This window comes from Lysinibacillus sp. AR18-8, assembly GCF_001705465.1.
In the GTDB taxonomy this organism is placed as follows: domain Bacteria; phylum Bacillota; class Bacilli; order Bacillales_A; family Planococcaceae; genus Lysinibacillus; species Lysinibacillus capsici.
Genome location: NZ_MDGU01000051.1, coordinates 176,028 through 196,721 on the forward strand (window position 1 = coordinate 176,028; position 20,694 = coordinate 196,721).

The 20,694-nt window shown below is 36.6% G+C and carries 22 protein-coding genes; 3 read left to right on the forward strand and 19 right to left on the reverse strand.

Going from position 1 to position 20,694, the window contains the following annotated elements:
• Positions 1-3: 3 nt before the first annotated feature.
• Entirely contained in the window at positions 4-717 is a 714-nt protein-coding gene (yycF, locus tag BFM98_RS21615) for a response regulator YycF (protein ID WP_036077923.1), read from the reverse strand.
• 214 nt (positions 718-931) lie between these two features.
• Positions 932-2,392: a peptidoglycan DD-metalloendopeptidase family protein gene (locus BFM98_RS21620; protein WP_066038354.1), complete on the reverse strand. Its 1,461-nt coding sequence runs from the start codon at positions 2,390-2,392 to the stop codon at positions 932-934.
• 401 nt (positions 2,393-2,793) lie between these two features.
• On the opposite strand from BFM98_RS21620, the gene BFM98_RS21625 reads away from it, so the two are divergent.
• Positions 2,794-3,633 carry a YitT family protein gene (locus BFM98_RS21625; RefSeq protein WP_227744975.1) on the forward strand — a complete coding sequence of 280 codons (840 nt, stop codon included), beginning with the start codon at positions 2,794-2,796 and terminating at the stop codon, positions 3,631-3,633.
• 44 nt (positions 3,634-3,677) lie between these two features.
• Here the strand turns inward: BFM98_RS21625 and BFM98_RS21630 are convergent, their stop codons facing one another.
• From BFM98_RS21630 to rpsF, 8 genes are all read right to left on the reverse strand, one after another.
• Positions 3,678-4,967: an adenylosuccinate synthase gene (locus BFM98_RS21630; RefSeq protein ID WP_004233375.1), complete on the reverse strand. Its 1,290-nt coding sequence runs from the start codon at positions 4,965-4,967 to the stop codon at positions 3,678-3,680.
• Positions 4,968-5,211: 244 nt separating this feature from the next.
• A complete protein-coding gene (gene dnaB / locus BFM98_RS21635) occupies positions 5,212-6,573 on the reverse strand; it encodes a replicative DNA helicase (RefSeq protein WP_004233370.1) in 1,362 nt (453 codons plus the stop codon).
• A gap of 13 nt (positions 6,574-6,586) precedes the next feature.
• Positions 6,587-7,033, reverse strand: a complete 447-nt coding sequence (gene rplI / locus BFM98_RS21640; protein ID WP_004233368.1) for a 50S ribosomal protein L9 — start codon at positions 7,031-7,033, stop codon at positions 6,587-6,589.
• Complete coding sequence (locus BFM98_RS21645; RefSeq protein ID WP_004233367.1) at positions 7,033-9,003, reverse strand: DHH family phosphoesterase; 1,971 nt, start codon at positions 9,001-9,003, stop codon at positions 7,033-7,035. Before BFM98_RS21645 ends, rplI begins: the two co-directional genes overlap by 1 nt.
• Before the next feature lie 13 nt (positions 9,004-9,016).
• Positions 9,017-9,958: a YybS family protein gene (locus tag BFM98_RS21650; protein WP_066038355.1), complete on the reverse strand. Its 942-nt coding sequence runs from the start codon at positions 9,956-9,958 to the stop codon at positions 9,017-9,019.
• Between the two features lie 250 nt (positions 9,959-10,208).
• Entirely contained in the window at positions 10,209-10,445 is a 237-nt protein-coding gene (gene rpsR, locus BFM98_RS21655) for a 30S ribosomal protein S18 (protein ID WP_012296211.1), read from the reverse strand.
• 40 nt (positions 10,446-10,485) lie between these two features.
• Positions 10,486-11,052 carry a single-stranded DNA-binding protein gene (gene ssb, locus BFM98_RS21660; RefSeq protein ID WP_054548816.1) on the reverse strand — a complete coding sequence of 189 codons (567 nt, stop codon included), beginning with the start codon at positions 11,050-11,052 and terminating at the stop codon, positions 10,486-10,488.
• 43 nt (positions 11,053-11,095) lie between these two features.
• Positions 11,096-11,383, reverse strand: a complete 288-nt coding sequence (rpsF, locus tag BFM98_RS21665) for a 30S ribosomal protein S6 (RefSeq protein ID WP_016992320.1) — start codon at positions 11,381-11,383, stop codon at positions 11,096-11,098.
• A gap of 176 nt (positions 11,384-11,559) precedes the next feature.
• Between rpsF and BFM98_RS21670 the strand changes: the two genes are divergently transcribed.
• Positions 11,560-12,129 (forward strand): DUF3267 domain-containing protein, encoded by a 570-nt coding sequence (locus BFM98_RS21670; RefSeq protein WP_054548815.1) that lies wholly within the window; start codon positions 11,560-11,562, stop codon positions 12,127-12,129.
• A 67-nt stretch (positions 12,130-12,196) separates the two neighbouring features.
• Here BFM98_RS21670 and BFM98_RS21675 read toward each other — a convergent pair whose 3' ends face one another.
• From BFM98_RS21675 to BFM98_RS21690, 4 genes are all read right to left on the reverse strand, one after another.
• Positions 12,197-13,237, reverse strand: a complete 1,041-nt coding sequence (locus BFM98_RS21675; protein ID WP_066038356.1) for an acyl-CoA dehydrogenase family protein — start codon at positions 13,235-13,237, stop codon at positions 12,197-12,199.
• A gap of 85 nt (positions 13,238-13,322) precedes the next feature.
• Positions 13,323-14,423, reverse strand: a complete 1,101-nt coding sequence (gene ychF, locus BFM98_RS21680) for a redox-regulated ATPase YchF (RefSeq protein WP_016994923.1) — start codon at positions 14,421-14,423, stop codon at positions 13,323-13,325.
• 97 nt (positions 14,424-14,520) lie between these two features.
• Positions 14,521-14,721, reverse strand: a complete 201-nt coding sequence (locus BFM98_RS21685; RefSeq protein WP_048395226.1) for a DUF951 domain-containing protein — start codon at positions 14,719-14,721, stop codon at positions 14,521-14,523.
• Between the two features lies 1 nt (position 14,722).
• Positions 14,723-15,595 (reverse strand): mechanosensitive ion channel family protein, encoded by an 873-nt coding sequence (locus BFM98_RS21690; RefSeq protein WP_054548813.1) that lies wholly within the window; start codon positions 15,593-15,595, stop codon positions 14,723-14,725.
• 91 nt (positions 15,596-15,686) lie between these two features.
• Between BFM98_RS21690 and yyaC the strand changes: the two genes are divergently transcribed.
• The gene (yyaC, locus tag BFM98_RS21695) at positions 15,687-16,319 is read left to right on the forward strand and encodes a spore protease YyaC (RefSeq protein ID WP_048395222.1); all 633 of its coding nucleotides are present in this window, start codon (positions 15,687-15,689) and stop codon (positions 16,317-16,319) included.
• Here yyaC and BFM98_RS21700 read toward each other — a convergent pair.
• The 5 genes from BFM98_RS21700 to rsmG form a co-directional block, all read right to left on the reverse strand.
• Positions 16,239-16,952 carry a DUF554 domain-containing protein gene (locus BFM98_RS21700; protein WP_048395220.1) on the reverse strand — a complete coding sequence of 238 codons (714 nt, stop codon included), beginning with the start codon at positions 16,950-16,952 and terminating at the stop codon, positions 16,239-16,241. The genes yyaC and BFM98_RS21700 overlap by 81 nt on opposite strands.
• Positions 16,953-17,030: 78 nt before the next feature.
• A complete protein-coding gene (locus BFM98_RS21705) occupies positions 17,031-17,879 on the reverse strand; it encodes a ParB/RepB/Spo0J family partition protein (protein WP_066038357.1) in 849 nt (282 codons plus the stop codon).
• Complete coding sequence (locus tag BFM98_RS21710) at positions 17,872-18,633, reverse strand: ParA family protein (RefSeq protein ID WP_048395216.1); 762 nt, start codon at positions 18,631-18,633, stop codon at positions 17,872-17,874. Before BFM98_RS21710 ends, BFM98_RS21705 begins: the two co-directional genes overlap by 8 nt.
• Before the next feature lie 223 nt (positions 18,634-18,856).
• Positions 18,857-19,756, reverse strand: coding sequence for a nucleoid occlusion protein (noc, locus tag BFM98_RS21715; RefSeq protein ID WP_048395215.1), 900 nt, complete (start codon positions 19,754-19,756; stop codon positions 18,857-18,859).
• Between the two features lie 179 nt (positions 19,757-19,935).
• The gene (gene rsmG / locus BFM98_RS21720; protein WP_066038358.1) at positions 19,936-20,652 is read right to left on the reverse strand and encodes a 16S rRNA (guanine(527)-N(7))-methyltransferase RsmG; all 717 of its coding nucleotides are present in this window, start codon (positions 20,650-20,652) and stop codon (positions 19,936-19,938) included.
• Between the last annotated feature and the right edge of the window lie 42 nt (positions 20,653-20,694).

Sequence of the window (20,694 nt, forward strand, 5' to 3'; positions counted from 1 at the left end):
CTATTACTCCTGTTCAGGATTTCGTAAATAATAACCTACACCACGTCGTGTGACAATCCAAGCGGGATGACTAGGATTATCCTCAATTTTTTCACGTAAACGGCGAATTGTTACATCAACAGTTCGTACATCACCAAAGTAATCATAGCCCCATACTGTTTGTAGGAGGTGCTCCCGTGTCATTACTTGTCCAATATGTTTCCCTAAATAATGAAGTAACTCAAATTCTCGATGTGTCAATTCAATTGCTTCATCACGCTTCATTACTAAATAAGCATCTGGTTGAATAACAAGCGAACCTACGACAATCTCATTCGACTCCTCCTCAGCCTCTTCTGCTGCTGGAGCGACTACTTGTAAACGGCGCATATTGGCCTTTACACGTGCAATCAGCTCTCTTGTACTAAATGGCTTTGTGACATAGTCATCTGCACCCATCTCTAATCCTAATACTTTATCAATTTCAGAGCCTTTAGCTGTTAGCATAATAATCGGAAAATCATATTTTTTACGTACTTCTCTACAAACTTCCATTCCATCACGCTTTGGCAGCATAATATCTAAAAGCATTAAATCTGGTTGCTCTTCCTCTACTTTCTTTAATGCCTCATCACCATCATAAGCACAAATAACTTTATAGCCTTCTTTTATTAAATTAAATTGCAAAATATCTGCGATTGGTTTCTCATCATCAACAACTAAAATTGTTTTATTCATACATACTCTCCCTTTCGCTTCTTATCTATTCTTAAACAATGTGTATTTGTAAATTCACTACTCTTAACTCTATCATGCTTTCGGATTCTATGCATTAATCGATATTCAATCCCTCTAATACTGTGACAAAAAGCGATGTAATTCAACAATTATTTCTCGGGAAATAATAGAAAAAGACAGTCCATTATTCGGACTGCCTTCTATTCAACATGTTTTATCGGCCTACATAAGATAACGGATTTTCTAATGAACCGTTCTTTTCAACTTCAAAGTGCAAATGTGTACCTGTCGAATTTCCAGTGGAACCCATAATACCAATCACAGAACCTTTTTCCACTACTTGTCCGACTTCAACATTAATTGAAGATAAATGTCCATAAAGTGTTGTAAAACCATTATTGTGATTAATAACAATCCGATTACCATAGGTGCCAGAAGTGCCAGCAGCAACAACTACACCATTATCAGCAGCTAAAATATTATAGTTACTTGGTCGAGCGATATCAATACCACGATGGAAGGCTCCCCAACGTTCACCCATACCACTTGAAATATAGCCCCCGACTGCTGGCCATGCAAATTCTCCAGTTCCACGTGAAGAAATAACCTTTGTACCAACTACTTCAATTTCATCTACTGGCTGTTGAAGTATTTTTTCCTCTAAGGCAACTTTTGATGTCTGTGTACCATTTTCAGATGTTAATGCATAAGTTGTTTCTTTTTTTCCATTAACACCTTCTTGCTTGATGACCTTTTCACCTTTATACATTGTAGGATCTTCTTCAATTACTTTTTTAAACGGAATGACTTCCGCAACTTTCTTTTCCTTTTTTACTTCAAGTGTCACAAATGGCTTTGCCACAGTAACATTTAATTCTTGTCCAATTTGTAAAACTGTATCTACTGTGATATCCGGATTTAGAGCTAGTAGTTCACTTGTTGTTAAATTATGTTTTTTAGCAACTGACCCTAACACGTCTCCTGATTCAATTTTATATGTTTCTTGCTCAAGATAGCCTGTCATTAAAAACTTCACGGCTTGCTCAGGTGATAATATATCAGTGGGTGTCACTTTTTGTGATAACCCTGAAACTCCTTGTTTAAAGGAAACATTTAGAAGTCTAGACTCACCATCTTTTAATTCTGGTAGATTATTGCTAGCTTGGCGTTTTGATAAGTTATCTAATTCTTGCTGAGAAACATATTGTAGCTTTAACATTTGAACAGTTTTCTCATAAGCTTCCGTATTCTTTAGTGATACTACTGGTTTGTGATTTACTAATAATGTAAAGGCATCTGATTTGGCCACTAAAGATTGCTTAAGTTTTGATAATGTTTCTGCATCTTTTGTTTCATTTGTAAATACTTGTTCTGGGATTATTTTAACAGCTGAGCTAGCATCAATGGATAAACCTTTGAATTGCTGACTTGCCACTTTTTCTTTTGATGCAATTATTTCTTGAATTGCTTTCTCATCAGATACTGCACCAATATATTCATTCCCCACATATACGTGGTAAATTTTATTTAAGTTTTCTTTGTTATATTCCTTAGCAAATCCCATGTTAATCGTTAGGCTTGTCATTAAAACTACAATGATTGAAGCCTTTTTAAAAGAAGAAAAATTGTAGGTGAATCTATTGTTTTCTTCTTTTCTTTTCCAAAACGAATTCATCAATAAAGCCCCTTCCAACTTTACCCTACTGTAGGATGATTTACCCACAAGGATTTTTTGCACCCCTATAATGTACCATAAAGAAAATGACGTTTGAACGATTTCACTCTTTTGTAATGTAAATGTATTATTTATCTACTTATTGTTACATAGAATATATTTTATATAGTTTATAAATACTGTAATTTTATTCATATATTGGTTCTTAAAATTCAATTTAACTATCATTTGTATACTATTCTCAAATTTTTTCAAGTGAATTTTGACTTAATACTTTTTACTTTTTTAATATTCCGATAAAATATATATAGAAGGTACACTATTTGATTGGAGCGATTAAATTGAGTGATTCACAAACCTCTGAGATCACAACAAAAGTGTTGAGACCTCAGAAAAATAGCATGCGTAAAGTTTTTGCAAGAATTATTATGGTTTCGCTAGGCGCGATTATAATGGCATTGGGCTTGGAACTGTTTTTAGTACCCAACCACATTATGGATGGTGGCATCGTAGGTGTTTCCATTATCACATCTCATTTGTTAAAATTACCCCTTGGTATTTTCATCTTCATTTTAAACTTACCTTTTATTTTTTTAGGCTATAAACAAATTGGTAAAACCTTTGCATTGTCCACAGGTCTAGGTATTACCGTACTCTCATTTTCAACACTCGCCTTACATAATATCCATCCATTTACGGAAGACACATTATTGGCAACAGTCTTTGGAGGAATGATTTTAGGAGTTGGTGTCGGAATTGTCATTCGTTATGGAGGTTCATTGGATGGAACTGAAATATTAGCTATTTTAGCTAATAGCAAAACACCTTTTTCAGTTGGAGAAATCATCATGTTCTTCAATATCATTATTTTTACGGTGGCAGGATTTATTTTTAATTGGGAGCAAGCCATGTACTCCATCATTGCATACTATATTGCCTATAAAATGATTGATATTGTTATTCAAGGATTGGAAGAATCTAAATCGGTTTATATCATAAGTGATGACATCGATGAAATTGGACAAACGATTATGGATCGACTTGGTCGTGGTGTTACTTTCCTTCACGGAGAGGGAGCTTATACGGGGAATGACAAGAAAGTCATATTTACCGTTATTACTCGTTTAGAAGAATCTAAATTGAAAACAATCGTCGCTGAAATAGATGACAATGCTTTTCTAGCCATCGGTAATATCGCTGAGGTAAAAGGTGGTCGCTTTAAGAAGAAAGATATTCACTAAAAGAGGGCATGCCGCATTTGGCACGCCCTTTTCATTTTATTTTATTATGCTTCCCAAACGTCCACTAACACGTTTGTTTGCTCACGTGCAGGTCCAACAGAGAAAGTAGCAATTTGAATGCCCGTTAGTTCGCTGATACGCTCCACATAGCGGCGTGCATTTTCAGGTAGCTCTTCTAAAGTTCTGCAGCTTGTTACATCCTCTGACCAGCCTGGAAGCTCCTCATAAATCGGCTCACATTGTTCAATAATATGAAGGTTTGCTGGATACTCTGTGATTGTTTCACCTTTATAGTTATAGGCTGTACAAATTTTTACTGTTTCTAAGCCCGATAAAACATCGATAGAGTTAAGAGCAAGATGAGTAATGCCACTTACACGGCGTGAGTGACGAACAACGACTGTGTCGAACCAGCCTACACGACGTGGACGACCTGTTGTTGTACCATATTCGCGACCAACCTCACGAATTTGTTGGCCTACTTCATCGAACAACTCCGTTGGGAATGGTCCATCTCCTACTCGAGATGTATAGGCCTTAGATACACCAATAACGCTTGTTACGCGTGATGGCCCAACACCTGCACCAATCGCTACTCCCCCAGCAACAGGATTTGAAGATGTTACATATGGATACGTACCTTGATCGACATCAAGTAAAATTCCTTGTGCACCTTCGAATAGCACTTTACCGCCCTCATCTAGGACATCGTTCAAAATTTTAGACGTGTCCGTAACATACTTAGCAATTTCTTGTCCGTAACCATAGTATTCCTCGAAAATTTCTTCGAATGTTACGCCTTCAACTTCATAGAATTTCTCAAATAACTTATTTTTAATGGCTAAATTATGACGTAGTTTTTCCTCAAAGATTTCCTTATCAAGTAAGTCAGCCATACGAATCCCAATACGTGCTACTTTATCTTGATAACAAGGTCCAATACCTTTACAAGTTGTGCCGATTTTATTGTCTCCACGACTTTCTTCATCCGCAATATCTTGTTTAATATGATAAGGCAAAATCACATGTGCACGATTAGAAATACGTAGATTATCTGTATTAATACCACGCTCTTGTAAACCTTTAAGCTCTGTTACTAATGATTTTGGATTCACAACTAATCCATTACCAATTACTGAAGTTTTATCTTTATAGAAGATCCCTGATGGAATTAAATGTAATTTATAAGTTTCACCATCAATTTTAATGGTATGTCCTGCATTATCTCCACCGGCAAAACGAGCGATGGCATCGGCTTTGTGCGAAAGGAAATCTGTAATTTTACCTTTTCCTTCGTCTCCCCACTGTGTTCCTACAACTACTACTGATGTCATAATCAGCACCTCCGTTAGATACCTTTGTATCTCAATTTTCAAGCCTCAATTATTGTAACAATGATAGAAACAACTCGTCAATAAAAAATAGCGAAAAAACACGAACATAAAATCAAAAAATCTGATTCAACGTTCGTGTTTAATAACAGAATGGTATGAATATTATCGAACATTCAGATTAATTTATTCTAAGGGTAATATTTCATTACTAATAGGCAACTTATCTGAATGACGAGTAACTTGACTAATCACGTGGCGGTGGAGGTGGCATTTGTGACCAATCCACATTAATGAATTTATTGAATTCTTTTTTAAAGGCCAATGTAACAGTTCCTGTTGGACCATTACGTTGTTTCGCAATGATAATTTCGATCATATTTTTATTCTCAGATTCTTTATCGTAATAATCATCACGGTATAAAAACGCAACAATATCAGCATCTTGCTCAATACTTCCCGATTCACGTAAATCACTCATCATTGGCCGTTTATCTTGTCGTTGCTCAACACCACGAGATAACTGTGATAACGCAATAACAGGTACCTTTAATTCACGGGCTAATCCCTTTAAGGAACGGGAAATCTCTGATACCTCTTGCTGACGGTTTTCTCCTGGCTTGCCGCTCCCCTGAATCAACTGTAAATAATCAATTAAGATCATTCCTAGTCCATTCTCCTGAGCTAAACGACGACATTTTGCACGGATTTCATTGATACGTACACCTGGAGTATCATCAATAAAAATCCCTGAATTCGATAAACTACCCATTGCCATAGTTAGTTTACCCCAATCTTCTGTAGTTAAAGCACCTGTACGTAAAACTTGTGCATCTATATTTCCTTCTGCACAAAGCATACGCATGACCAGTTGCTCTGCACCCATCTCTAAAGAAAAGATTGCAACATTTTCACGAGCTTGTACAGCAACACTTTGCGCAACATTCAATGCAAAGGCTGTTTTCCCTACAGATGGACGAGCAGCAACAATGATTAAATCGTTGCGTTGAAAGCCTGCAGTAATGTTATCTAAATCACGGAAGCCAGTCGGGATACCTGTTACTTCTCCCTTTTGTGATTGCAGTTGCTCAATATTATCGAAAGTTTCCACTAGCACATCTTTAACATGCTTAAAGTCACCTGCATTCTTTCGATTGGCAACCTCCATCATTTTCTTCTCTGCCTCGCCTAATAATGCCTCTACTTCGTCTTCACGTGTATAGCCGTCCTCGACAATTTTCGTAGCCACTCGAATCAATCGACGTAAGAGGGCCTTTTCCTCAACGATTTTGGCATAATGAGCGACATTGGCAGCTGTAGGGACAGCATTGGCGAGCTCTAGTAAATAAGAAAGCCCGCCAACGTCCTCAATCTCTTTTTTAGCTGATAATTCTTCTGTAACTGTTACAACATCTATCGCTTTTCCTTGATCACTCAAGCGCAACATCGTTTCGAAAATTTTCTTATGGGCATTTAAATAAAAATCATCTGCCAATAAAATTTCTGATGCTGTTATTAATGCCTGTGGCTCAAGGAAGATAGCACCGATAACCGATTGCTCCGCCTCCCGGTTATGCGGTGGAACGCGGTCCATCATCGGTTCACTCATGGATTGTCGCTCCTTATTCTTCCGTTACATGTACTTTTAACGTTGCTGATACTTCATGATGTAGTTTTACAGGAACATTTGTAAAGCCAAGTGAACGAATCCCATCAGGTAAAGTCATTTTACGTTTGTCAATTTTAATACCGTGCACTTTTTGTAATGCATCAGCAATTTGCTTTGTAGATACTGAGCCAAATAAGCGGCCACCATCACCTGATTTTGCTTTTAGCTCAACTGTTAGTGCTTCTACTTTTTCCTTTAATGCTTGTGCTTCAGCTAATTCGGCAGCAGCATTTTTGGCCTCTAATTTCTTTTGCCCCTCTATTTGGCTTAAAGCTTGCGCATTTGCTTCCGCTGCATAGCCATTCTTGATTAAGAAATTTTGTGCATAGCCATCAGCTACGTTTTTAATTTCACCTTTTTTTCCTTTTCCTTTAACGTCTTTTAAAAATACTACTTTCATTAGTCAGAACTCCCTTCAAAGACCTCATTTATGGCCTCTTCTAAATGTTTTTTCACACCATCGATGGATTTAGCATCTATTTGGCAGGCAGCATTCGTTAAATGTCCACCGCCGCCAAGCCTCTCCATAATTAGCTGTACATTGACCTCGCCAAGTGATCGTGCACTTATACCAATTTTGCCATCTGCCCGATGTGCAATGACAAAGGATGCACTAACATCCTTCATCGTTAGTAAAATATCGGCTGTTTGCGCAATTAAGACAGAGTCATACACTTTTGATTCCTCACCTACAGCAACAGCTACTCCTGGTTTTACGAACTTAACTGTTTGCACAATTTTGGAGCGCTCTATATATGTGTCCACGTCCTCCTTCAAGAGACGTTGGACCAATACTGTATCGGCACCATTTGTTCGTAAGTAAGAAGCTGCTTCAAATGTACGTGCTCCTGTTCGAAGTGTAAAGCTTTTGGTATCAACGATAATACCCGCTAGTAATGCAGTAGCTTCTAGCATATTAATTTTTGCACGTTTCGGCTGATATTCTAGTAACTCTGTCACTAGCTCTGCTGTGGACGACGCATATGGCTCCATATAAACGAGTGTAGGATTTTCAATAAAGTCCTCACTTCGACGATGATGGTCGATTACAACCACCTTTTCAGCTAATTTCAATAGGTGTGCATCAATTACTAAATTAGGCTTATGTGTATCAACAATAACGAGCAACGATTTCTCAGTCATTTTACCAGCGGCTTCCTCTGGTGTAAGGAAATTTTCATAGAAATCTGATTTACTCTCTATTTCATTCATTAATCGTGTAACGCTACCATTTAATTCATCAAAATTGATAATGACATAGCCCTTTACATCATTCATTTGTGCCATTTTACGTACACCTACAGAAGCACCAATGGAGTCCATGTCAGGATTTTTATGTCCCATAACAAACACTTGGTCACTGTCTTGAATTAAATCGCGTAATGCATGTGAGATAACGCGCGCTCTAACACGTGTACGTTTTTCGACTGGATTTGTTTTTCCACCATAGAATTTAAGTTTTCCAGTAGGTTGCTTTATCGCCACTTGGTCTCCACCCCGTCCTAATACAAGATCAAGACTGGACTGTGCCAACTCACCAAGCTCCACTAATGAGGATGATCCAGCTCCTACACCAATACTTAATGTTAATGATAAATTCTTTTGAGCTGTTTTTTCTCGAATGGTATCTAATATAGCAAATTTTTTCTTTTCTAGCTCCGTTAAAATGGATTCATTTAATACTGCTAAGAAACGATCTGATGATATTCGTTTGACAAATACACCATGCTCTGCAGCCCATTCATTGACAATTGAAGTAACCATTGTGTTGGTTAAACTACGTGGTTGATCGTCCATGGCTTGCGTGATTTCATCGTAATTATCGACAAACAATATAGCGATTACTGTACGGTCTGCATAGTATTGCTTTTCAATGGCAATCTGTTCAGTTATATCAAAGAAATACAGTAGTCGTTCCTCTTTTTTATAATAAACACGATATTTCCGATCACGTAGTGTAATCGTCGCCTCATTAGTCTCCTCGGTCTTCATTAATACATAGATGTCATCAGATATATTTACAATACCTTCTCCAACTAATGATTCCATATTTAAAATGCCTTGCATATATGGATTAGACCATTCGATTTCATACTGCTCATTAACCAGCAGTATCCCAATTGGCATTTCAAGCAGTGCCTCTTCCCCTACTTTTTTCATACGGAAGGAGATAGATTCAATGTGCTTTTCTGTTTCCTCAAAAGCTATCTTCTCTACTTTCCATGTGTAGGCCATCAGTAAAACAAAACCTACACCATAACCGATGCCTATCCCGATATTCCAAATACATAGAAGCACGAACGTCACAGTTCCAAATATGGAAAGAACAAAAAGCGGATAGCGAATTGGTCGTTTTCTAAATGTCCCCATTACAATCAGCCCCTTATTCTTTAGTCTTCCCCTTTACAAGTGAACGTACGTCAAAACCTAAATCAACAATACCGAGTAAGATCATAAAGGATGATAATGGAATTGCTAATAAAGTTGCTACCCATTTAACTCCATTTGGCATCCCCTTTTTAGAGATAAAATAATGGATAAAAGATATTCCTTGTAAAATCAGTAACAACCATAAAATATAAGAAACATTTAATACAATAATATCTAGCGTAGAGCCAGCCTCAGGACGCATGAATAAATTAATACATAAAACGATCATGTAATACCATAAAATAGAGCGTGGTAATCTCATATTTTGGAATGGAGCAAATTTTGGAACATCTACCCCTAGTCGTTTTAGAGCTGGTAAATTGACTGTAATGATAATAAATGCAGCAAAAAATGCTGAGATTGTTATCGTTGCAGGCATAGTCAGTTCAATTGTTTTAAACATTGCCTCAAGCTGCTCTGGATTAATGGCTACTTGGCCTGTTACATTCTTCGCAAATTCATTAGATTGCTCATAATTTTTACGTGCCATCTCTAAACTCATGCTTATGAAGTCAATCCCTGAAAGCTTTACATAAGCAACATAAACAATTGCCATCGAAAGGAGATTAGCAATCCCCGTTGACATAAATAAATAAAGCTTACTCTTCTTCAAATAAATGGCGTTACCCATAACGACACCTACTAGCCCTAAAATAAAGGCAAATGGCAGCATGGATATTCCACTCGTTATAGTGGTTAGGATACAGCCTACTATTGCTACGAGTATTGATGTGGAACGCTTGTAATTTGCGCTATACCAAGCAATCGGTAGTGGAGCGAATAATAAAGCTACTATAAAGATGAATGGTACATATGCAGAAATTAGCATCAAAATTGTAAAAAGTGCAACCATCATTGAGCCTTGTACAAGCGCTTTTGTTTGATTATTCGGCATTGAAAACCTTCCTTTTTTTCAGTCAAACTTACTACCCTTTATTGTACCATTTTTTCATAGTATTGAACAAAAATCACTTAGATCACTATGTACATTGTCATTATTTTTTCAATTTTAATTCGAACTTTTACCTAACTAGTTGATAATTTTCCTTTTAACCATAACAAAAAACCAGCATACCCGATACGAATATCGTAATATGCTGGTAGTTAAAATTGATGTAAGGTCAGTTACCTTAACGTCATCAATCTTATTTATCTTCTGCTACGAATGGAAGTAATCCCATGATACGAGATACTTTGATAGCTGAAGTTAATTTACGTTGGTACTTAGCGCTAGTGCCAGTTACGCGACGTGGTAAAATTTTACCGCGCTCAGAGATGAATTTTTTTAATAAATCTACATCTTTATAGTCGATATGCGTAATGTTATTAGCAGTGAAGTAGCAAACTTTACGGCGTTTGCGGCCTCCGCGACGTGGTGCCATAGTGTGTCTCCTCCTTATCTTTTTTTATCATTTAGAAGCATTAGAATGGAAGATCATCCTCAGATACTTCTATTGGCCCTTTGCTATTCGCAAATGGATCCTCATCTACACGTGTATAATTCGGCTGATTCATAGGTGGTTGATTTTGCTGATACGAATCGCCGCCATAGGAACCCTGCCCTGGCATAGCGCCACTAAACTGTTGTTGTGGTTGACCACCGCCATATGACGGTTGGTTATTACCGTAAGTTTGTCCACCATATTGAGGAGCAGGAGCACCGCTACCATTACGGGGTTCTAAAAACTGTACGCTATCCGCCACGACATCTGTTGTGTATACTCGCTTACCATCTTGTCCTTCATAACTGCCTGTCTGGATACGACCTTCTACCCCAATTAAACTTCCTTTTCGCATGAAGTTCGCTAGGTTTTCAGCCTGTTTACGCCAAGCAACACAGCTAATGAAATCAGCTTCGCGTTCACCTTGTTGATTTGAGAATGCACGGTTTACAGCTACTGTAAATCTTGTAGACGCAACTCCATTCGGTGTATAACGTAGCTCAGGATCTTTTGTTAGTCTTCCAACTAATACGACACGGTTAATCATCAGAATACAACCTCCTTTTCAGCGTTTTGTAAAAAATTAATTATTAAGCTTCTTCGCGAACTGCAATGTGGCGAATGATGTCTTCGCTGATGTTAGCAAGACGTGTATACTCGTTGATTGCATCTGAAGTAGCGTTTACTTTTACGATTTGGTAGTAACCTTCGCGGAAGTCTTGAATTTCATAAGCTAAGCGGCGTTTGCCCCACTCTTTTGATTCGATGACTTCTGCACCGTTAGAAGTTAACATTTCGTTGAAACGTTCAACTAAAGCTTTCTTCGCTTCGTCTTCAATGTTCGGACGTACGATGTACATTAATTCGTATTTTCTCATCTGTTTACACCTCCTTATGGACTTAGGCTCTCCTAATTAAGGGAGCAAGGAGCAAGTAATTAATTATTACTCACATCAATGAATTGTAACATATAGGTACATGTCTTTCAAGTCACAAACTAATAATTCGTTATATAATGGCAGTATATTTCATTATCTATGAAAGGAGTGCCTTCATGTTAACCAACGATAAGGAGCCTATCGTTATTGAATTAGATTTAAAGAAGTTAATGATCGACAATTTTGTGATTACAAGTGGTCTTGTCATATTATTTATTGCCATTCAATATATTTGCTTTAAAGATTTCCATTTTTCTTTTTGGAAGATGATTGGTGGCACAGCACTATTTGTTGTGCTGTATATAATTTTTATTATCCTACACGAGGCTTTTCATTTAATTGGCTTTATGATTTTTGGCAGAGTTCCCTTTAAAGCTTTAAAATATGGCATAAATTTAGAGCAAGGTATTGCCTATGCAACTACTGAGCAACCTCTCCCCAACCATGCTATGAAAAAAGCTTTATTACTGCCATTCTGGACGACTGGAGTACTTCCAACCATTGTTGGGTTTTATCTTAACAGTACTGTTTTAATATTGATAGGGGCGGTGTTAATAGCTGGAGCTGTAGGCGATTTTGCCATGTATAAAGAGCTACGCAAATATCCACGTAATGCTATCGTACAGGATGATCCTAAATTACCAAAGCTGTATGTTTATCTATTGCGGGAAAAGGATCATCATTAAAATAAGACTACATAATTAAATAGAATCTGTAGATTAGAAATGAACAACTACAGATTCTATTTATACTTTAAGGAGTTAAAAATCCATGCTGGGCTGCTGTATATAAATTTCTCCAAATACGGTTAATCATAGATGTTTCTGTAATAGCATCCATACCGAGACTGCGTATTAAATTATTCGCTATCTCTAAGCAAGCAGCAGCAATATCCTTAGCCAATTGAGTAAATTGTGATAATTCCTCTTCCGTTAATTGTTCACCTTTTTGATGCTGTTGCCAAAAGACAGATAATGTTGCATAAAACTGTTCCTCGCATTGCTTGAAACGTTTATGCTGCTGCATCCATAAAAATTGGAAGGCTCCAATTCGCTCAGTTCTGCTTCCATCATGATTTCGTTGCTTCATTAAAGCAAAAGCTTCTTCTAAAAAATTCTCTGTCATCCCAAGACAAACGCCTAAAAAGGAAGCCTCTGCAAAAGTGGTAAATGGAAAGTTATGTACTGAATTGCCATAATCATTTCTGATGACCCCTAATTGAAAAGTAGCTTCCTGTGGTACCCAAACATTGTTTACACGGATTGTATGACTAGCTGTTGCCTTTAAACCCATTGCAGACCAATCATTCAAAATTTCTACATCATGTGGATTTACTGAGCAGCTAATAATTTTTTCGGTTTTGATACCATCTTCTTCAATTAAACAATTCATCGTAAATGTTGATGCATAATTAGAACCACTACAATACTTCCATTGCCCTGTTACATAATAGCCTCCAATTGTTTTTACAGCTATCCCTGTTGGATATCCACTACCTGCTATAACTGCTTCTTTAGGAGAATAGATTTTTTCACAAATTTCTTTACTGAATGTTGGAATAAATGCGTTTCCACCTGTACCAATAGTAATGAGCCATCCAAAATTGCCATCAAGTGCAGACATCTGTTGAAATATCTTTACACCTTCTACTAAATTTAAATCCATACCACCTAATTCTTTTGGAGTGAACAATTTGAATAATCGTTGTTCATAAATATAATCTAAGACATCTTGTGGTAGCATCCCCAGTTGCTCAAACTCTAAACCACGTTCCTTAATTTGCACAGGATTCATTCATAAGTCGCCTCCATACATTAAAAATTCTGATAACTACGCAATCGAAAAAGGGCAACCATTTTAGATTGCCCTTGTAAGTTTTTTATACATTAAAGCGGAATAACATAATATCGCCATCTTGTACTTCATATTCTTTACCTTCAAGACGTACTTTACCAGCTTCCTTAGCCGCTGCTTGCGAACCTGCCTCAAGAAGATCATCATATGCCACTGTTTCTGCACGAATAAAGCCGCGCTCAAAGTCAGTATGGATAATACCAGCACATTGAGGTGCCTTCATTCCTTTACGGAACGTCCAGGCACGTACCTCTTGTACACCTGCAGTGAAGTAAGTAGCTAGTCCTAATAAGTCATAAGAAGTACGAATTAGTTGATCTAAACCAGATTCTTTAATTCCTAATTCTTCTAAGAACATAGCTTTTTCTTCATCATCTAACTCAGAAATTTCTTCTTCGATTTTTGCACAAATAGTAATGACCTGTGCACCTTCAGCGGATGCATACTCACGTACTTTTTTCACATACTCGTTGTTGTCTGCATCTGCTACTTCATCTTCTGAAACGTTTGCTACATAAAGCATTGGTTTAATTGTTAGCAGATGAAGACCTTTAATTACCTTTAATTCATCATCTGATAGCTCAGCTGCTCTAGCTGGTTTACCGTTTTCTAGTTGCTCTTTAATTTTTAGAAGCACTGGCTCCTCTATCATAGCCTCTTTATCTTTTTGTTTCGCCATTTTGCTAACTCGTTGTAAACGTTTATCCACAGATTCTAAGTCAGCTAGTGCAAGCTCTAGATTAATAACTTCAATATCGTCAATTGGATCTACTGCACCAGAAACGTGAGTAATGTTTTCGTCTACAAAACAACGTACTACCTGACAAATTGCGTCTACTTCACGAATATGAGCTAGGAACTTATTTCCTAATCCTTCACCCTTGGAAGCACCTTTAACAATTCCAGCGATATCTGTAAATTCAAATGCAGTTGGCACAGTTTTTTTCGGTACCACTAATTCTGTTAATTTATCTAAACGTGCATCAGGTACTTCAACTATACCAACGTTTGGATCGATCGTTGCGAATGGATAGTTTGCAGCCAATGCGCCCGCTTTTGTTATTGCGTTAAATAATGTTGATTTTCCAACGTTAGGTAAACCAACGATTCCAGCTGTTAATGCCATGGATGGACACAACCTTTCTATACTCAGTTCAAATTTTCTCTCTTATAACCTTATCTATTATATTGATTCACCCAGAAAAAGTCTAATATGCCTGATGTTACGACTCTTCCGCAGAAAATAAAACCTTTTTCATTTTTTTCTCAAATTCACGACGTGGAATCATGACACTATGCTGACATCCTTCGCATTTGATACGTACATCCGCCCCCATACGAATAATTTTCCATTTATTAGTACCGCATGGATGTTGTTTTTTCATTTCAACAATATCGTTTAAACCAAATTTTTTTGCCTCCATCTTACACACTTCTCCCCTCATCTTTGCCATAGAACATCATTTTTGGATAGGCCATTGGTATATTATTTTCTTCAAAGAGTTTCGTAATATCGCGGCGTATGGTACGTGCTACTCCATATTGTTGCTGCGGTAATGTTTCAGCAGCTATACGAATGGTTACTTCTGTCCCTTTCACGTTTTGCACACCTAGAAATACCGGAGCTGCAATTAATTCTTTATGCATCTTAGGCAATGTCTCTAAATACTTATTAATAACCCCTTCTGCTTTCTCAAAATCAGCATCCGTGGCCATTTGTAAATCTATAAAAATTTTGGAGTTGTTAACAGAATAATTGACGACTTCGCCTATGGCACCATTGGGAATGATGAACTGTTCACCAGTAGCACCATTAATTTTTGTTGTACGTAAGCCAATTTCTACAACTGTACCTTCTGCAGCATTTATTTTTATATAATCGCCTACACCAAACTGGTCTTCAAAAATAATAAAGAATCCAGTAATAACATCCTTTACTAAGCTTTGAGCACCAAAACCTATTGCTAAACCAACAATTCCTGCACCCGCTAATAAACCTGCTACCTTTATATTTAAGGAAGAAAGTATACCAATGATTGCAGAGAAATAAACGACATAGGAAATCACGCTTTGTAATAATCTTGAAATTGTTCGTTGGCGTCGCTCTGAGTGGCTCAATGGTGAACGCATACGGATTAAAAACACCTTTTTAATAAATTTTTTACCTAATCTTACAGCGATCCACGATACTAATAGAATGAGCAAAATTTCTATAGATGCATCAATAACCTTTTCCCAAAGATCCTCAGATGTGAGCTTGTCCCAGTATTTTTCCATTAACTTTTTATTCTTTTCCATCATTACCACCTCTTGAATAACTTGCTAAAAATTTGCGTATACTGCATAAAAATTGAGCACTTCTAAAAATAAAAAGAAAGTGAGTTTTTTTATGAATACTATACCAAATTTGTTACTACCTTATTCCCTTCATCATGAGAGTAAAAATGCTGTTTGGCAATTAAGTACATTATTTTTAGAACATATACCGTTTCATCATGAAAGACTAATTTTTTGTTGTATTGGCAGTGACCGATGTACGGGTGATACACTTGGTCCATTAACTGGTAGCTTTTTAAAAAAATCTGTTAGCTTTCCTTATGAAATTGTTGGTTCCTTAGAAGACCCTTTACATGCTCTAAACCTAGATTCTACAATGCAACAGCTACACAATCATACTACAAAACCATTCATTATTGCGATTGATGCCTGTCTCGGCAGTGAGCAAAATGTTGGTCATATTTCAGTTCAAAGTGGACCCATTTTCCCTGGAAAAGCTGTAAAAAAAGAATTACCCCCAATTGGAGACATTTCCGTGAAAGGAATCGTCAATATTGGAGGCTTTATGGAAATGCTTGTTTTACAAAATACCAGACTTCATATCTCTTATGCAATGGCTGAAAAGCTTTCAAGAGCATTATTACTGGCTGCTCATCGTTATTCACTAAAAAATGTAGAAGATAGCCACCATAATACCAACAATGACGATACCTGGAAGCAAGTTAGCAGCTTTGATCTTAGCTAAGCCTGCAATGTTTAACCCTATTGCCATAATCATAACCCCGCCAACAGCTGTCATTTCTGTAATGAACATTTGTAGTGCGGCATCAGGGATAAAGGAACTTATAACACCTGCAAAAAGAGCTATTAATCCTTGATAAACAAAGACAGGTACAGCGGATAGCATTACACCTATACCTAATGTCGAGGCTAGAATAATGGATGTAAATCCATCTATTAATCCTTTAGTAATGAGTACATTATGATCATTACGAAGACCACTATCAAGAGCACCTATAACAGCCATTGATCCTACAACAAAAATTAGTGAGGCAGTTACAAAGCCTTCTGCTATGCTAATTTGATTTTGGTCATCCCGTTTTGTACGAAATAAACTCTCTACCCATTTACCTAGACGATTCATTTGTTTATCTAAATCTAACCACTCACCTATTACTGTACCTACCACTAAACTTACTACCAATATAATAAAATTATCACTTTCAAAGCCCATTTTTATCCCTAATAATGTGACGGCTAAACCAATAATAGAAAGAACCGTAGATTTCATAGATTCAGGAAGATTTTTAAAAATGCGCCCTACTAATGCTCCTACTATAATTAACACAGCATTTATTAATGCCCCTAGTAATACCACACTTAAGCCTTCTTTCTCTCTAAAAAATAGAGAGCGCCTATTTGCTTGGCGCTCTGATTAAGTTATAGAAATACTATTTTATTCTTCTTGTATGTTTAATATTTCCAATATTCGTTCTAAATCATCTTCAGAATAAAATTCAATTTCTATTTTCCCTTTATTGCTTGTTTTCTTTATTTGAACATTTGTTCCAAAGTAGTCTCGTAATTGTGACTCCTTTGCAGTTACAAAGATATCTTTTTTCTTAGGAGGGATTGTTTCACGTGAAACTTCTTCATTTAAGTTTTGCACTAATAATTCAACTTGACGTACGTTCAATCCTAAATTTATTACCTTATTAGCCACTTCTGATATTCTTCTTTTATTTTTTAAGCCGAGTAATGCCCGTCCCTGCCCCATCGATAGAGTTCCATCATTCATCAATTTACGTACATCTTCTGGTAATGCCAGTAGTCGAACGTGATTGGCAATATGTGGTCTACTTTTTCCTAATCGCTTCGATAACTCTTCCTGAGTTAAATGTAAGTTTTCCATTAAACTCTGATAGGCTTCTGCTTCTTCAATAACAGTTAAATCCTCACGTTGGAGGTTTTCTAAAATAGCAAGCTCCATCATTTGTGCATCTGATAGCTCTTTTATAATGACAGGAATAACCTCGAGGCCAGCTAATAGACAAGCTCTGTAACGACGCTCTCCCGCAACAATTTCAAACTTGCGTGCTTTTTTACGCACAGCAATTGGCTGCAAAATTCCATGTTCTTTAATAGAATCAGCTAATTCTTGTAAACTTTCTTGATCGAAAATTTTACGTGGCTGAAATGGGTTCGCAACAATTAAATCTAATTGGATTTCTTCCACTTGACCACTATGTTCTAAAGACTCTCCTGGAAATAATGCCCCAATACCCTTTCCTAGACCTTTAGCCATTTTTAATCACTTCCCTCGCCATCTCTAAATAAACTTCTGCACCTCTAGATTTTGCATCATAAGTGATGATTGGTTGACCATGACTTGGTGCCTCACTTAATCGCACATTACGGGGGATTATTGTTTTATATACTTTATCTTGGAAATATTTTTTCACTTCCTCAATAACTTGTAAGCCTAAGTTTGTGCGTGCATCTAGCATTGTTAATAAAACGCCATCGATGTAAAGCTGTTGATTCAAATGCTTTTGAACGAGGCGAACTGTTGATAGTAATTGACTTAACCCTTCCAATGCATAATATTCACATTGTACAGGAATAATAAGCGCATCTGAAGCTGTTAACGCATTGATTGTTAAAAGCCCTAAAGATGGTGGACAGTCAATAATTATATAATCGAAATCCTCTTTCACATTTTGTAAAGCATGTTTTAAACGTACTTCTCTGGAAATAGTCGAAACCAATTCAATTTCTGCACCTGCAAGTGAGATAGTTGCTGGCACGATAGATAAATTTTCAACATTTGTTTTTTGAATGACATTTTGAACATCTTCATCATCAATGAGCACATCATAAATACAACCCTGTATTTCTCCTTTATTAATACCAAGTCCACTTGTTGTATTCCCCTGCGGATCAGTATCAATTAAAAGCACTTTCTTACCTAAATATGCTAGGCAAGCGCTCAAATTGACCGAAGTTGTTGTTTTACCTACGCCACCCTTTTGATTGGCGATTGCTATAATTCTACCCATTTAAAAGCACCTGCTTTCATCTATCAAAGTTTACTTTGACAAATCATTTGTAAAATCACTATTTAATCCGCTATCTAACTTTCATTCTATCAAAAAATTTGAAAAGAGTTGTATAAAATATTAAGAATAAATACAAAAAAGGAGATATCTCTATTAATCTTCTGAGATATCTCCCCTGTACAGTGATAAATTTGATCATAAATTATTTTTCTAAAATAATTTATTACACTTTTTTCTTTTTAGGAATCTTCACTGTAATTTGATAGTATTCTTCTGTATCTTCTTCTTCAGTTTTCACCGTAATCCCACTTTTCGTTACCATCGTTAAAGACTGTTTGATGGTATTCAAAGCAATACGTACATCTTTACTTATAGCTTTACGTTTCGGTTTAGCTTTCTTTGGAATTGATTCTTCCTGCTCATCAACTACAGGATGTAATATAGCCTGGATTTGCTCCTCTAACTGTCGCACATTCCAATCATTTTCAATTGCTAGCTGCAAAATTTCTAGTTGCAATGGTTGATCTTTAATAGCAATTAATGCACGTGCATGTCGTTCAGATATTTTTCGCTTCAAAATAGCTTGCTGTACTTCATCTGGCAGCCTTAATAAACGTAATTTGTTGGCTACAGTGGATTGTCCTTTTCCAAGTCTTTGGGCAAGAGCTTCCTGTGTTAGCTCATGAAGCTCTAATAATTTTTGATAGGCTACCGCTTCTTCAATAGCAGTTAACTCCTCACGCTGCAAGTTCTCTATTAACGCAATAGATGCTGTTTCCTTATCAGTTAAATTACGTACAATAGCAGGGACTTCTGTCCATTGTAGCTTTTTCATCGCTCGATAACGACGCTCACCAGCGATAATTTCATATTGATTGTCTGATGTTTTACGTACAACAATTGGCTGAATCACACCATGTGTATGAATGGTTCTTGATAATTCTTCAATTTTTTCATCATCAAAAATAGTACGTGGCTGAAAACGGTTAGGTACAATTTGATCAATAGGCAACTTTATGACTTCTTCCGCTGCATGAACCGCCTCTGCTTGTTCTACTTCATTTTTCACAATAGGCTCTGTTTTACTTCCGCCTCCAAAAAAACGTGAAAAAGGACTTTTCATCCAAGTGGCACCACCTTTAAGTAACTATCTTGCTCTGTGTCATTCTATTATTATTTATTATATTTCTTTAAATGTATATAGTTCATAGATGTCTTTTGCGTGAACCATCCATAACTAGTATGTATGCTCAAAATAGAAAAAATATTTTCCACTTTGAGAAGTTTCACATGAAACACTAATTATTGAATCGGTGTTTTATTTGGTACACCTGGCTTACGCGGATATTTTTTCGGTGTTCCTTTTATTTTATCAAATATATATAAAATGCGTTCACTTTCTTCAACAGGTAGCTTGAAAGAAAATTCCTCTCTCAGTTTAACACCCAATGTTGTTAAAGCTTTTTTAGCATCCTTTAGTTCTTCTGCCCCTGCTGCGGCTTTTAAAGCAACAAAATATCCATCTTGTTTCGCTAAAGGTACACATAACTCTGCTAGAACGGATAAACGAGCTACAGCTCGTGCTGTTACCACATCAAATTGTTCGCGGTATTTTAAATTTTGGCCAAACTCTTCCGCGCGAGCATGTACAAAATGCATATTCTCTAATTGTAACTCATCACTTAAATGATTTAAAAAGGTAATTCTTTTATTTAAGGAGTCGACAATTGTAACTTGTAAATGTGGGAAACAGATTTTAATTGGGATACTTGGGAAACCAGCTCCTGCTCCAACATCACAAACAGTTATGACTTTTGAAAAATCAAAGTAAAATGAAGGACTAATCGAATCGAAGAAATGCTTTAAATACACGCCTTCTAAATCTGTAATGGCAGTTAAATTCATCTTTTCATTCCACTCAACAAGTAATTCAAAATACTTTTTAAATTGAGCAATCTGTATATCAGAAAGTTCGATACCTTTCTCTTTCAGAGCCTCAATAAATTGTTGTTCGTTCATGTAAAGTCTCCTTTGTTGATCTAGCTATACAACTCCAACTAA

What these genes read in the sequence shown, in the direction of transcription:
- rplI (WP_004233368.1), bottom strand. Translation starts at nt 7,033, where the DNA reads ATGAAAGTAGTATTTTTAAAAGACGTTAAAGGAAAAGGAAAAAAAGGT.
- BFM98_RS21645 (WP_004233367.1), bottom strand. Translation starts at nt 9,003, where the DNA reads ATGGGGACATTTAGAAAACGACCAATTCGCTATCCGCTTTTTGTTCTT.
- BFM98_RS21685 (WP_048395226.1), bottom strand. Translation starts at nt 14,721, where the DNA reads ATGGAGGCAAAAAAATTTGGTTTAAACGATATTGTTGAAATGAAAAAA.
- yycF (WP_036077923.1), bottom strand. Translation starts at nt 717, where the DNA reads ATGAATAAAACAATTTTAGTTGTTGATGATGAGAAACCAATCGCAGAT.
- BFM98_RS21630 (WP_004233375.1), bottom strand. Translation starts at nt 4,967, where the DNA reads ATGACATCAGTAGTAGTTGTAGGAACACAGTGGGGAGACGAAGGAAAA.
- rpsR (WP_012296211.1), bottom strand. Translation starts at nt 10,445, where the DNA reads ATGGCACCACGTCGCGGAGGCCGCAAACGCCGTAAAGTTTGCTACTTC.
- BFM98_RS21670 (WP_054548815.1), top strand. Translation starts at nt 11,560, where the DNA reads ATGTTAACCAACGATAAGGAGCCTATCGTTATTGAATTAGATTTAAAG.
- BFM98_RS21620 (WP_066038354.1), bottom strand. Translation starts at nt 2,392, where the DNA reads ATGAATTCGTTTTGGAAAAGAAAAGAAGAAAACAATAGATTCACCTAC.
- BFM98_RS21650 (WP_066038355.1), bottom strand. Translation starts at nt 9,958, where the DNA reads ATGCCGAATAATCAAACAAAAGCGCTTGTACAAGGCTCAATGATGGTT.
- BFM98_RS21675 (WP_066038356.1), bottom strand. Translation starts at nt 13,237, where the DNA reads ATGAATCCTGTGCAAATTAAGGAACGTGGTTTAGAGTTTGAGCAACTG.
- ychF (WP_016994923.1), bottom strand. Translation starts at nt 14,423, where the DNA reads ATGGCATTAACAGCTGGAATCGTTGGTTTACCTAACGTTGGAAAATCA.
- noc (WP_048395215.1), bottom strand. Translation starts at nt 19,756, where the DNA reads ATGAAAAGTCCTTTTTCACGTTTTTTTGGAGGCGGAAGTAAAACAGAG.
- BFM98_RS21710 (WP_048395216.1), bottom strand. Translation starts at nt 18,633, where the DNA reads ATGGGTAGAATTATAGCAATCGCCAATCAAAAGGGTGGCGTAGGTAAA.
- yyaC (WP_048395222.1), top strand. Translation starts at nt 15,687, where the DNA reads ATGAATACTATACCAAATTTGTTACTACCTTATTCCCTTCATCATGAG.
- BFM98_RS21705 (WP_066038357.1), bottom strand. Translation starts at nt 17,879, where the DNA reads ATGGCTAAAGGTCTAGGAAAGGGTATTGGGGCATTATTTCCAGGAGAG.
- ssb (WP_054548816.1), bottom strand. Translation starts at nt 11,052, where the DNA reads ATGATTAACCGTGTCGTATTAGTTGGAAGACTAACAAAAGATCCTGAG.
- rsmG (WP_066038358.1), bottom strand. Translation starts at nt 20,652, where the DNA reads ATGAACGAACAACAATTTATTGAGGCTCTGAAAGAGAAAGGTATCGAA.
- BFM98_RS21625 (WP_227744975.1), top strand. Translation starts at nt 2,794, where the DNA reads ATGCGTAAAGTTTTTGCAAGAATTATTATGGTTTCGCTAGGCGCGATT.
- dnaB (WP_004233370.1), bottom strand. Translation starts at nt 6,573, where the DNA reads ATGAGTGAACCGATGATGGACCGCGTTCCACCGCATAACCGGGAGGCG.
- rpsF (WP_016992320.1), bottom strand. Translation starts at nt 11,383, where the DNA reads ATGAGAAAATACGAATTAATGTACATCGTACGTCCGAACATTGAAGAC.
- BFM98_RS21690 (WP_054548813.1), bottom strand. Translation starts at nt 15,595, where the DNA reads ATGGAAAAGAATAAAAAGTTAATGGAAAAATACTGGGACAAGCTCACA.